Below are 12,633 nucleotides of genomic sequence, written 5' to 3' on the forward strand. Positions count from 1 at the left end.
CCCCGTGGACCTGGAAGACCTGCTTGGCCACGTCTACTCCGATGCGCGTAAGCTTCATGGGTGGACTCCTCTTCGCCAGCGACTGGTTCTAATCGCTTCCAGTCTGGCACTCGATGCCGAAGACGGGGAGGAGTCCATCTCATTGCTTCGAGTCGAAAGCGCACATTACTCGGCGATGACAGGACCTGATTTGGTGTGCCCTGCCCGTCGGCCAATAAGACCCGCTAGCCACCAATAAAAAGCCGCCCATACAACGATGCTCCAAAGGTTTCCGGCCAGGTTGGGTATAGGTATCGCGGGCGCCACCATAACGGGCAGACCCAGCCAGGCGAGTGGCAGCCAGGGCAGCCAGCTAACGAACACGACGCAGCCCGCTAGCCAGCCAGGAAGAGAAGTGGCTACACCAAGCAAGAGCGCGTGCATGCCAGCTAGAATGGCAAATCGGATGCACCTTCCGATGGGAAAATTCCTGTCAGGCATCAGTCTTCCTTAGTAGCTTTCAATACGCCAATACAAGAATGTTCGCTCAGGGTCGAAAGCGGACATGCCCGATTCGTCTCAACGTTTTCACCCTGCCTGCCTCACCCGATCAGCGTTGAAATGCCTCGGGGTGTCCGAGCAGCCATTTCGTCACCTGCCGCATGTTCTGGGCTTTTGCCTCCTGGGCAAGCGTCTTCCCGTCATAGTCATATCGCCCGACGGGGCTCGCGCCGGCTTCCAGCAGTCGCAATACGATGGCGTCGCTCCAGCTTCCGAACACCATGCTTTTCCCATTGTTCGATTTAGCGGAGGCATCGGCACCGTGGAGCAGCAAAACGTTCAGGAGCTCGAGGTCCTCCACGCCATAAATAGGCGTTCTTCCCAGGCTGTCCCGGTGGTTGGGATTCGCCCCTCGCGCAAGGAGGCGCGCGGCGGTCAGGGAGCGCGCATTTTCGATCTGGCGGCAGGTGTAGGCATTCCCTAGCGCTGCTAGCGCCGTCTTCTCCCTGGAACCGTCGAGGCTCTCGTCTGGCAGGGAGAAATCGATATCGACGCCAGCATCCGCTGCCGCATCAACCATGGCCGGAGAGCATCCCGCCGCAGTGCTTGCAAAGACCACAGCGGCCTTGTCCTTGCCAAGCCTGTCAAGCCAACCCTCATTTGCCAGGCGCTTGAACAGGTTCGCATGCCCCCGTCTGATCGAGCTTTCCATCAACGTGATGCCCGCGACCTCGGGTTCGCCTGGCATATTTCCCTGCGGTAGTACCGACTGCTGCAAGGGGGCGCCGCGATCGATGAACGCGACGACCGTGGCCTCATCCGCGTCATCCATCTCACCTTCCACAGCCAGCGCCGCGGCATAGTTGGAGTGAAAATCGAACCCGGCCTGCTCGAGCCAGGGGATAAGGCCGGGACTGCCCGTGACCCAGCGGTCCGTGCCAGCGATGCGATCGATCGAAGCTTCCAGGTCTTCCACCGCCTGAGGCATCCCGGCTTTCGTGCCCATATAGTCGACGACGGTCTTTTTCCGATCGCCCACTACCAAGGTCACGATGTGAGTCGGCCCGTCCGTCACGGGGTATCGATAGGCGTTCTTGAGGTGCCAGAAATTGGCCGCTTCAAATTGCTTTAACAACGCCTCCACCACTTCGGGGCGGACCTTGTCTTCATGCGTTCCCGGAAGCAATACGCTGCTGGAACGGGCGAACTGCCGATGCAGTGCATCCACCCCGTCGATAGGGGACGCGCCGGTGGTGAACTGCACGAGTCCATCACCATGGATCGTCACGTTGTACGCCGGGCACGAGCCGTAACAGGCCGATCGCGCCAAAGTGATTGCGACCCCGTCCGCGCCATTCGCAGCAGCCACCGACGGGATGGCAATGGCCATCGCGACGAAGCAAGCGGCTTTCATCATGCCGGCGACGCTGTATCTACCTGCAGTCATGGATTCCCCCGAACCCTTCTTTGAACAAGTCACGCGTTCATCGTTTTCTGGTGCTTCAGCAGTCTATACGGCAAGTCGTCACCGAGTTGGCGGCGCATCCTGGCATGCGCGCTGCCCTCTGAATCTTGCCGATCTTGCGGCGCCGGCCATGTTCGCCTCGATTCGAATACAGACACTGTCAGGTCGGCTTGTGCGGAGCCTACTGCGCCGTCAGGCTGCTGTGCCTCAGGGATGCGCCGGCCGGGGACGCGGGCGGCAACACAGAGAGCGTGAGGCGTGCGAAAGCGCCGTGGGCCGAGAGGGCGGTGATCTGGTGCGTGCCCGGTTGGGCGAGCGCCAGCCGCATGGGCGCCGGGCCCGAACTGTCGCCTTGCAGGCGGCCGTCGAGCAGCCATTGCACGCGCTCCAACGTACCCAACGCCCGCAACGTCACCGAAAGTGGTGCATCGCTGTTGGGCGCCGCGCGAAGGATGGCGCCGTCGCTGATGCCGGCGATGCGGATGGGGTTGGCCACCTCCAGCGAATCCGGATCGCAGCCTGGCGCGAGCGGTGGCAGCGCCGACGCGGCAGCATCCGCCGGCGCCAGCCAGGGCGTGGCGAGCGCTGGCCAACGCGCCAGTGTCACGGTGTGTTCGCCGGCGCCATGGCAGGTGGCGCTGAGACGGCGTTGATGCGCGTCCACGCGCACGGCCAGCAAGCCGCCCATCCAGGCGGAAACGTCGCGCTCGGGAAAGGTGGGCGGTAGTGCGCCGTCGATCGTCCACCCCGTGCGACGATCGCGGCACAGCGCCGCGGGCGTGTTGTTCGCGGAGCCACCCAGCGGCCAGCAGATGTCTACGGCACCCACGGATGCTGGACGCGCCGTGCGTGGGTTGGCGTGACTGGGCGCAAGCATGGTCGCCACGCTGAACATCAGCGGCAACGCGGTCACGGCACCGTATTGGCCGGGCGATGGCGTGCCATCGGGACGGCCGATCCACACGCCGAAGGTCCAGTCATCCGTGACGCCGATTGCCCACGCATCGCGGTAGCCATAACTGGTGCCGGTTTTCCAGGCGATGGCGTCCTGCGAGCGCAACGTGCCGTCGAGCGGTGCGCCAGCGACATCGGCAGCATTGGTCGAGAGAATATCGCGGATGATCCATGCGGCTCCCGGACTGAGCAGCCGTCGCGGCTGCGCGGATTGCGACGTCGTGTAACGCGGTGTTCCCGCCACGCCACCGTTCGCAAAGGCGGTATAGGCACCTACAAGATCCTCCAGTCGGGTGGAAGCACCACCCAGGATGACGGCAAGATTGGGCGAACCGCCTGCAGGAAAGCGCAGGTCGATGCCGCCGTTGGCCAGCCGTGCCACGAAACGATTGGCGCCGACGCGGTCGAGTACATCGACAGCCGGCACGTTGAGCGACAGCTGCAGCGCCTGTGCCACGCTGACCGGTCCACGGAACGCCTCGTCGAAGTTGGCCGGTCGATAGCCGCCAAAATCCTGAGGCGCATCGACCAGCAGACTCTGTGAGGTGATCAGTCCGTCATCCAGCGCCAGCCCGTAGAGGAATGGCTTGAGCGTGGAACCCGGCGAACGTGATGCATGCACCATGTCTACGTGGCCAAGCCGACGCGGATCGCCAAATTCGGCTGTGCCCACATAGACCCGCGTTTCCAGCGTGGCGTTGTCCACCACCAGCACGGCGGCCGATGTGCGCGACGGCAGGCGCGACAGATATTCGCTGACGCGATCTTCGACGGCCCGCTGCAGGTTCGCATCGATGGTGGTGACGATACGGCGCTCGGCCGGCTGCTGGCGATGAAGCCGTTCGGCCAACAACGCCGCATCCAGAGGCGAGCGCAGGGAGCGCGCAGTGACGGGTTCGAGCCTGGCATCGGCAACCTCGGCGGCATGCCACAGGCCCTGCTCCTGCATGCGCTTGAGCACCTTGTCCCGCGCGCGTCGCGCTACGTCCGGATGACGGTCGGGGCGATAGCTGCTGGGCGATTGCGGCAATACGGCGAGCAACGCGGCTTCGGCGTGCGACATCTGTCGTGCCGGCTTGCCCAGGTAGGCCCAGGAGGCCGCCTCGACGCCTTCGATCGGTCCACCGAAGGGGGCGTGATTGAGATAGACGTCCAGAATCTGCGCTTTGCTCAGGTGAGCCTCCAGCTGAAACGCGCGCACGATCTGCACCAGCTTGCCGCTGACCGTGTGCGGCATCGGCATGACGATGCGCGCCACCTGCATGGTGAGCGTGGAGCCGCCGGACACGGCATGTCCATGGCGCAGCACGCCCCAGGCGGCACGCGCCAGCGCGAGTGGATTCACGCCGGGGTGACGATAGAAGGCCTGGTCTTCGTAAGTGAGCAGCGCCTTGAGATACAGCGGCGACACCTGCGCGGCGGTGGTGGGATAGCGCCATACGCCATCGCCATCGGCGAAGGCACGCAGGGGCGTGCCGTCTTTCGCCAGCACAACGGTGCTGCCCGTATCGGGTCCCGGTAATCGCAGCGGAAACAGGCGATCCAGCAGCAAGGCCGCCAGCAGGATGCCGACACATGCCACCACCAACGCCCGCAGCAGGCGACGCCATGGTCCGCGTACCGGGTGGTGACGGGTGGGAACGGGAGCGTGCATCGGTCAGTCCGCTGGCCGGGCCGCGCGATGCGCGCGGCCCGGATGCGCTCAGGGTTCTTCGACGGTGAGTTGCCCGACGGCAGATACGCCGTAGCCGCGAATCGCAGGGCGATACATGTCTTCCACCAGCGGAGGCGGCACGGTGTACGTGCCCGGAGTCACGGCGCGCACCACATAGAACACGCGTGCCGTGGCGCCGCGCCGCAGCGACAGCGCCGCGGCATAGCGGTCGTCGCGGTATTCCTCGTGCACCACATTGGCTGCGCCTTCGTGTTCGGTCAGGCGGATGCCGTCGACCACGATGTCCTCCCACTGTTTCGCGCCGCCAAGGTTGAGGTTTTCCACTTCCAGGCCGCCGGGCTGCAGATCGGTGAGCAGTGCGTCAGGCATGTCGACGCGCGCTTCCATGCTGACTTCGGCGATGAGCGTGTCGCCCTCGCGCAGCTTGCCGCCTGCCCAGGGTTTGCCGTCGGTGGTGAAGTAACGTCGACGCACGTCGACCTGGCTGTCATCGGCGGCGGGCGCCTTCAGCGGAATGCCGGCCACGTCGAGCGTCGCGAACACGGTGCCCTTGTCGGCTGGTTGCACGGTGACACCGCTTTCCATGTCAGCGGGGGTCAGATCGCGCACCCAGATCGTCTGTCCATCAGGAACGGTTTCCGTCTTGGCGCCTATGCGCACCGAGGCGGCGAGCGCTCCCCTGCCACCCGCATCGAATGCGTGTGCCACGCGCGCAATCGCTACCTGTTCCTGCGTGCTGAGGTAGGACCACGACCAGTGGTAGTACGGCACTTTCTCGTTGCCGGCCTTTACCTTGGTGGTCGCGTTGCGCGCCCAATCGATCAAGGCGGCGTCGTACTCGGGCTTGTTCAGGCCATAGGCATGGGTCAAGGCCACCATCACGCCCAGGTCGCGCAGGTCCGAACCGTAGTCACCGACATACCACGGGCGCTCCTTGTTCCACGCAAATGCCTCCTGGATGGCTTTCTGCGCACGCTCGTTGTCGCCCATGAGCTTGAAGGCCACACCAAAGTGGACGAGCGGCAGCGGACCGACGAGTTTCTGCCGCTCGTTGTCGAAGATGGCGCGCAGCGTTCCCAGCGGCGCCCGGTTGACGCGGGCGAGCACGTAGCCGGAGTACGCCTCGTCGGCGATGCGCAGGTGATCGTGATGCTCGTAGGAGTAATAGGGATGACCGCCGGCAAGCAGATCGTCGTTCAATCGCTGCAGCGATTTCTGCAATACCTCCTGCGGCACGGCGAAACCCGCCTCGCGCGAATCGAGCATGAAGTCGACCACGTAGGGTGTCATGAATGTTTCGATGGGACTGGTGCCACCCCAGAAACTGAAATGCCCGTTGCTGGCCTGGAACGAGGCGATGCGCGCCAATGCGCTCTCCACGGCCGCCTTGCGCCCTGCCTCGCCAAGCCCCGATGTGCCCAGCGTGCGCGCCGTCTTTTCGTCCAGATAAAGCGCCGCGTAGCCTTTGCTGGTGGTCTGCTCGATGCAACCATAGGGGTAACGCAACAGCTCGGACAACGCGGCGCTATAGGGCAAGGGCGGCAACAGGCTCAGGGTGAGGCGGTTGCGCACGGTGGACGACACGAGCCCGTTTATGGCGCTGCCATCCAGGCGCACCGGCTTGCCCTCTTCGATGGCCATCGGCACCGTGCTCACCACGTCAGGCCACGCGTTGCGTACGGCGAACTCGAAGTGGCGATCCACCTGGTAGTCGTTGAGTTCCGCGTGAATATCGATCTTCGCCACGGCCACACCCTGGTCCGCGGTGACAGGCATGACCAGCGTGGTACCGGCGCCGTCCTTCAGTGGCACGCTGCGCGCGGCGTCGGCCACCTTGATAAGGCCATCCCCCTTCACGCTCACCTTGGCGACGCCGTCCTTGCCCGAAAGGTTCTTCAGGTCGATGCTGATCTGCGCCTTGTCGCCACCCGCCATCACGCGCGGCGTGCTCGGCTCGACCACCAACGGGGCCCGCACGGTGACGGCGCCATCGGCATTGCCAAAACCATCGTCGGCATAGGCCAGCGCGGAAAGCCGCAGGCTGCCGTTGAAGTCCGGCACCAGCAACTGCACGGTCGCCTTGCCCTGCGCATCGAACTGCACCGGCGCCGCGAACAGGTCAACGATCTGCACCTTTGGATTGAGGCGCGCACCGTGCGGCAGACCCTTGCCGCTCATGTCGCCGCCGTAGCGCAAGCGTGCCTCCGCACCTTCCATCGCCTCGATGACGCGACTGTAGAGGTCATACGCATCCACGCTCAGCGCGCGTTTCGCGAACATCCAGGCCCACGCGTCAGGCACCGGGTAGCTGGTGATGTTGAGCACACCCTGGTCGACGGCCGACACAGTGACATAGGCCTTCTTGCCGGACAGCCCCTCAGCCCGCACGGTCACATCGAGCGGGTGCCCGGGGCGCATCAGCGCTGGCGCGCTGAGCTTCAGGGGAATGCGCCGGTCATTGCGCTCCATGGCCACGTGCTCCACACCCATGGCGCGGGCGGGCGTGGTCTTTTCCGACGCGTCGCCACCACGAAACACCAGCGCGACCACATAGACATCGTGGCGTTCCCACTCCTTGGTCACGGGAATGTCGAACGTCGCACCGGCGGTGGCCTTGATGTTGCGGATGTAGAGCAAGTGATCCGACTCCACCAGCAGCACGCCTTGTCCATCATGCGGCGGCGTCACGGTGACTTTCATGGTGTCGCCGGCGCGGTATCGCGCCTTGTCCAGCGCCACCTTTACCTTGTCCGGGCGCGCTTCCTTGCCGGTGTTCTGGTCGTCCCAACTGTAGCCGGCGAAGAACGGGAACACGGACGTGAGCTGCGTTTCGGGGTCGTACACTTCCAGGCGGTAGCCGCCCCAGAGCACGGGGAAATTCACCTTCACCCGCTGGCCGGGCGCGACGTCGACATCCTTCTCTTCGACCAGCGATAGCTGCACGTTGGCGTTGGACTTCCATTCGTCGCCGTGTTCGTACAACCAGTAGAAGTCCCGAATCTCCTGCTGCAGGCGCACTTTCAGATGCTTGCCCGCCACCAGCTTTCCGTCCATGTCGGCACGCATCACTTCGAACGAGGCTTGCCCTTCGCTGGGCGCACCCTGCTTGGGATCGAACAGCGGTCGCACGCCCGTCAGCGCGGGCGCCGGCCAATACACGCGATCGAGCAGGCGCGTGACCGCACGGCCGCCGCTTTCGTACACGCTGCCCGAAAGCGTCGCGGTCAGTGGCGCCACCGGTTTCACCTCGCCGGGCAGAGCGATGTCCTGCTCCAGATGGCCTTGCGCGTCGAGCTTGGCGTCCAGCACGTCCGCGGCAGCGGCAGGCAGATCCACCAGAGGATTGCCGAAGAAGACGTCCGGCAGGGACGGCAGCGGATGCACTTCGGGTTTCATCAGGAGCTTGGCCGTGACGCGATTGCCGTCGGCCGGTGCGCCATAGAGGTAGCTGGAGGACACCACCAGCTTCAGCGGCTCCGACGGCGCCAGCCGTGCCTGCGGGCTGGAAAGATCCACTTTCAGCCGCTCGGGAAGGAACTCCTCGACGTGGAAAGGAAAGGCCTGCACGGCCTCCTTGCTGGCCGGATCCAGACGGAACTCGAGCTGCCACAAGCCGGTAGGCGCATCCGCGGGAATGGCCTGGCTCAGCTCAAAGTAGTTGAGGTCTTTGGGCTCCAGCCGGGTGTCGACCAGGCTGCGTCCATCGGGCTGCTTGAGGCGGACGAATAGCGTCTGCGGCTTCATGGGCCGGCCGTCGTAGTCGCGCAACAACGCGGAAGCGCGCAAGGTCTCGCCGGGTCGGTACAGGTCGCGCCCGGACCATGCGAAGACTTCGAACGGCGCCTGCTTCCTGCCGGTGACATCGAAATTGGAAATGTCCAGCGCGGGGCGGTTGAACGGCAGCACCGAGACGTCTTTGCCCTTGCGGGCGATCAGCACGTCGGTGGATTGGACCTTGTAGGCGATCAGGGCGTTGCCATCGTCGTCCGTCGTGGCCTTGAGCCTGGCGTTGCCATCGGCGTCATCCACTTCCACCGCGACGCCACTCACCGGCGAACCGTCGTGCAACGACGCCACGTGCAGCAACACGTTGTCGCGGTAAACGCGAAGGTGCAGGCCCAGATCGCTGACGAAGAACACGGCCGTGTCGTAGGTGCCCGTGTAGGTACCGCCCTGCTTGAGCATCGCCATATAGACGCCCGGCTGCGACAGCTCAGCGACCTTTTGCACGGGGATATAGGTGATCGTACGGGCATTGGGGTCGCCACCCAAGGTGTAGTGGTTGGCGTAAACCGAATCACCCATGTCCGTGATGGGGCGACGCTTGCGCTTGCCGTTATTGCAGCTGTCCCAGGGACTGATCTGATGCTGCAGTTCGTACTCGCCACGATGCTTGTTGGCGGGGAAGGCACAGAACACATCGGAGATGGCATCGTCGTGAACACGGAAGAACTCGATATCCGCATCGTGCACATTCACCGACACCAGCGGCAGTCCGCGCGAGCCTCGCGCCGGCAACACGCTGCCCACTGAGGCGAAGCCCACCGCGGCCGGTACGCTGCCGGAATACACGTCGCGCTTCAGGTCGGCGCCCAGTGACCGGCCATCTGCCGCCATCAGGCCCGCTCGCACCTGCACGGCATAGTGCTGGTTGGCCTGGACAAACGGAAAGACCAGGGTTTTGCCATCGCTCCCCAGGCTCCAGCTGCCACTGATCGTTTCGCCGTTGGGTCCGCTGAGGGAAAGCAGGCTATCGAACGACTGAGCGGATGCCAGCGGCGTGCTGAACGTCAGTACGAGTTCGGTGCGCGAGTCCTGCGCGCGCGAGCCTTCGCTGAGCAGGGTAAAGACACTGCCTTTGGCCGTCTGTGCGACCGAAGCGGCCGGGACTGGATGGCCCTGCAACGCAGGCTTGTCGCCTTCGTGGCGGCCACAGCCGGCCAGTGAGGTTAGTGCCAGGCACAACATCCATCTGGCCACGCCCAAGGCACGGCCAGAGTTTGATATCCGATCCATAGATTTCCCCCTAGATACGGCGGCAGTCTCGCACGCATTTATGGCCGAATTGAGGCCAAGCGCTGGCGGCTTGCTTGAATCCAAGCGGACCTTTGCGCCAGTGCGTCGACCGCCGGCCACATGGGTTCTCAGGTCGGGCATGTGGCCCGGGACGCTGGCGGCGGAGTATGTGCGAAGCCGACCTCGACACTTCCGGCAGGCCTCTTTCAGTCACAGAGTCCTGCTGTCCGCTCAGGATCGGAAGCGGACGTAATCTCGATACGGGCCCAGGCGAGCGGTCAAGGCTTAAACCGCAAAACCAGATACAGGGTGAACACGAACAGCACCAGGCCGACGAGTAACAAGGTGCGCACCAACCGCGCGTAGAAAGCTGCTTCTGGTGCCTGCAATTGACTTACGCGCGAGCTAAAGGCCGTTCTGATCACCGCCACGGCCACGTTTGGATCGCCTTGGCGCGGCAGCCCTTCATACAAGAAGGAGAGCGACCCTCGGCGCCGCACCCATTCAGGCTTCTCCGCCTTGACGATTCGGTAGAACCTCGAGAACGCGTACAAGTAGACAGGCACAACGAGAACATAAGTCCAGCCCAGAGCCACCAATAGCAAGCTCATTCGCACCTCACATTCCCGTTGGGAGGGCTTGCGTGGCGACAGCCCCGTCTAAACAATCAGGTCCGCATCGAGTCGCAAGCGGACTCTTTGGCTTGCATTCCTTTTGGCCGTCCGAGCCTCCGCTCGTCTCCGTACGCCTTCATTGCACAAGGACGGCGCCGAATGGGCCGTTTGTCGAGCTATAGGTGCCAGTACCAACGGACTGCAGAAACAACAGGTAGGTCGATCCGGTGACGCCACAAGCCGGGTCAAATTCGGCAACTGGGCCATCAACGAGGAGCACGATCTGATCGACCTTCGGACCTTTCAGAGACTTTGTCACTCTTAGATGGGCGCACGAGAAGTCCTTCCTGCAGCCGTTCTTATCGACCCTGAGGACCGTGGCAATGGCCACCAGATCGGACGTCCCCACCCGCTCTTTCCAGGCTCTTCTCCGTAACCTGATTGCTCCACGCGACGCCGACGGGCGCGATGGAGAGCAACGCCGTTGCGACGAAAGCCAGCCAGTCAGATCCAAGTCTCAGCATCGAAAGCCCCTATGAGCCGATGTCCCTGTGGGTCGGAAGCGGACATTAGCCAATCTGCATCAAACCTCAACGGCCAACCGGATCGATCGTCCGAACTTCGATGCCGATTGGCTTGCAAGACCCCAAGGTAACTTCGCCCGGTGGAGCTGGATCCACGATTCGGCCTTCAATGACGACCGTAGCTGCGTCGAGCTCCTGTGCCCGACGAATCAGGGCCGTATCTGAGCGCTTGATAAGAATCGGAAGGCAAAGCGGTTCGGGCGGATTGTTGGGATCGGTGCCCGCTGGAAACAGATTTCTGTTCTCGCCTGCCCAGCGTAGCAGCCCTGTTACCTTGAGTTCCTGACCAAGCATGGGTTTTGCATCGCGAAAAATCTGAGGTATGGGAATCTTTGTTGCTTCAAACGCATGTGCCGGAATCCATCGGACGCATGCCATCGTGATAAGAGCCGCGCACAGCAGACTTCTCTTGACAGTATTCATGGGCTCAGTCCTTGTTCTGGACGACACTTCCAGTTTAATCAGATCGAAGCTGCACCCGATAGATTGCCAACTCTCTACTCGCGACCCGGCCAGGAGCCACTTGCGCGCCACTGATTCGAATATGCGTTCGCCCGTTGCTCGGTGATCTCGTCATTCACTGGATCAAAGTCGCCTCTCATCCAGGCATCCAAGGGTGACTCGACATTAGCGTCGCCACCTGACCAGGAGCCGTTCTGCTTTTCCCAATCCTAATGGGGTTGCTGACCGCGCAATGCCTGTACTCACTCATGCCCGCTTTACGGCACCGTGATTGATGAGGTGTCCAGCCCAGGTGGATCGAGATGGGGCGCTCCCAGCGCTGGCCTACTCCGCTGCTCCAAGCAAAATTGCCCGGACGACTTTGTATTCCTCCAGCCTCACATAATCCCGCTCTGTCGGCGCCGCTATCCGCGAAAGATCCATGTTCTCGGCGTTATCGGCCAGCTTGACGGCGAGCGCAATACGATCTTTCTTTGCTCTGCGCGCTGCATCCGACCGGGATTCGCCTTTACGCTTCGTCAGCGCATCGACAGCGGAGAGGACTTCTTGTGAAAACCCCTCGGCCCCGAGAAGCTCCAGTGTCACGTCGGAGTCCTCGACAACATCGTGAAGCACTGCGACGATCCTTTCAGGCGCCGACTGCATTCGAAGCATCACGCGAATCGGGTGGAGAATGTAAGGCTCTCCGCCTTTATCGACCTGGCCTGCGTGTGCCGCAGCCGCTATTGCTATGGCGCGTTCGAGAGTCGCCATGTCGCCTTCCCCTTTAATTCAAGCATTGGCCAGAACTCCTGTTTCCCTTAAGAGGAACGTCCGTTTCGGGTCGCAAATAAACCTATCACATCAGGACGTCTTAGCCCGTCCACCGATAGTCGGTCGGGTGCGTACCTTCGGGCAGTCTGCCCATCACCGCCTTGGCATTGAACGGAGCCGGTCCGTTGATGCTCAGCGTCTTCGTGAATTGGTTGAACTGCGAGATCGTCTTGTAGGTGCGGCGGAGCGGCGCATAGACCCCTGTTGCCCGCCCCTGTTGCTCCTCCTGTCCGTAGACGGTCAGCAGTGCCAACTCATCGGACTTGGCGGCGGCCATGGGAAACAGGAAGGCCTCTTCCACGACGCCGAGTGCACCGGGTGGGCAAAGCCACCCGCTTCGACGATAGAGTCAGGGGGACTCGAAGTCAGAAATGCGCCTCAAAGCCATCGGCATGCAGACGTCCCAGCAAGACTTGCGCCTCGATGGGTGAAAGGTCACGGGCCAGTTGTATATAGCCCGTGCCCAACTCGTCTTCTTTTGCCATAGCGATCCCTGCTCCCCCGAGCCGATGGTCATCCCGAAGAACGGCGTCCCGGCAGACTTCAGGGAGGAGTCTGCCGGGACTGGGG

At 62.9% G+C, this 12,633-nt stretch carries 7 protein-coding genes; all 7 read right to left on the reverse strand.

Going from position 1 to position 12,633, the window contains the following annotated elements; translation table 11 throughout:
* Positions 1 to 589: 589 nt before the first annotated feature.
* The 7 genes from AB4Y82_RS12215 to AB4Y82_RS12245 all read right to left on the reverse strand — a co-directional run bounded on the left by AB4Y82_RS12215 (position 590) and on the right by AB4Y82_RS12245 (position 12,364).
* Positions 590 to 1,927: a DUF6438 domain-containing protein gene (locus AB4Y82_RS12215; RefSeq protein WP_441605612.1), complete on the reverse strand. Its 1,338-nt coding sequence runs from the start codon at positions 1,925 to 1,927 to the stop codon at positions 590 to 592.
* A 199-nt stretch (positions 1,928 to 2,126) separates the two neighbouring features.
* Complete coding sequence (pbpC, locus tag AB4Y82_RS12220) at positions 2,127 to 4,553, reverse strand: penicillin-binding protein 1C (protein WP_441605611.1); 2,427 nt, start codon at positions 4,551 to 4,553, stop codon at positions 2,127 to 2,129.
* Positions 4,554 to 4,601: 48 nt separating this feature from the next.
* Positions 4,602 to 9,590 (reverse strand): alpha-2-macroglobulin family protein, encoded by a 4,989-nt coding sequence (locus tag AB4Y82_RS12225; protein WP_441605610.1) that lies wholly within the window; start codon positions 9,588 to 9,590, stop codon positions 4,602 to 4,604.
* A gap of 278 nt (positions 9,591 to 9,868) precedes the next feature.
* Positions 9,869 to 10,201 carry a hypothetical protein gene (locus AB4Y82_RS12230; RefSeq protein WP_441611305.1) on the reverse strand — a complete coding sequence of 111 codons (333 nt, stop codon included), beginning with the start codon at positions 10,199 to 10,201 and terminating at the stop codon, positions 9,869 to 9,871.
* 593 nt (positions 10,202 to 10,794) lie between these two features.
* Positions 10,795 to 11,211: a hypothetical protein gene (locus AB4Y82_RS12235; protein ID WP_441611306.1), complete on the reverse strand. Its 417-nt coding sequence runs from the start codon at positions 11,209 to 11,211 to the stop codon at positions 10,795 to 10,797.
* Positions 11,212 to 11,574: 363 nt separating this feature from the next.
* Positions 11,575 to 12,003 (reverse strand): HD domain-containing protein, encoded by a 429-nt coding sequence (locus tag AB4Y82_RS12240; protein ID WP_441605609.1) that lies wholly within the window; start codon positions 12,001 to 12,003, stop codon positions 11,575 to 11,577.
* A 100-nt stretch (positions 12,004 to 12,103) separates the two neighbouring features.
* On the reverse strand, positions 12,104 to 12,364 hold the full coding sequence (locus tag AB4Y82_RS12245; RefSeq protein ID WP_441605608.1) for a hypothetical protein: 261 nt from the start codon (positions 12,362 to 12,364) through the stop codon (positions 12,104 to 12,106).
* Positions 12,365 to 12,633 lie beyond the last annotated feature (269 nt).

It is taken from the genome of Dyella sp. 2YAF14 (assembly GCF_052114725.1).
Taxonomy (GTDB): Bacteria; Pseudomonadota; Gammaproteobacteria; order Xanthomonadales; family Rhodanobacteraceae; genus Dyella.

Coding starts and splice junctions, on each gene's coding strand:
- AB4Y82_RS12215 (WP_441605612.1), bottom strand. CDS start 1,927: ATGACTGCAGGTAGATACAGCGTCGCCGGCATGATGAAAGCCGCTTGC.
- pbpC (WP_441605611.1), bottom strand. CDS start 4,553: ATGCACGCTCCCGTTCCCACCCGTCACCACCCGGTACGCGGACCATGG.
- AB4Y82_RS12225 (WP_441605610.1), bottom strand. CDS start 9,590: ATGGATCGGATATCAAACTCTGGCCGTGCCTTGGGCGTGGCCAGATGG.
- AB4Y82_RS12230 (WP_441611305.1), bottom strand. CDS start 10,201: ATGAGCTTGCTATTGGTGGCTCTGGGCTGGACTTATGTTCTCGTTGTG.
- AB4Y82_RS12235 (WP_441611306.1), bottom strand. CDS start 11,211: ATGAATACTGTCAAGAGAAGTCTGCTGTGCGCGGCTCTTATCACGATG.
- AB4Y82_RS12240 (WP_441605609.1), bottom strand. CDS start 12,003: ATGGCGACTCTCGAACGCGCCATAGCAATAGCGGCTGCGGCACACGCA.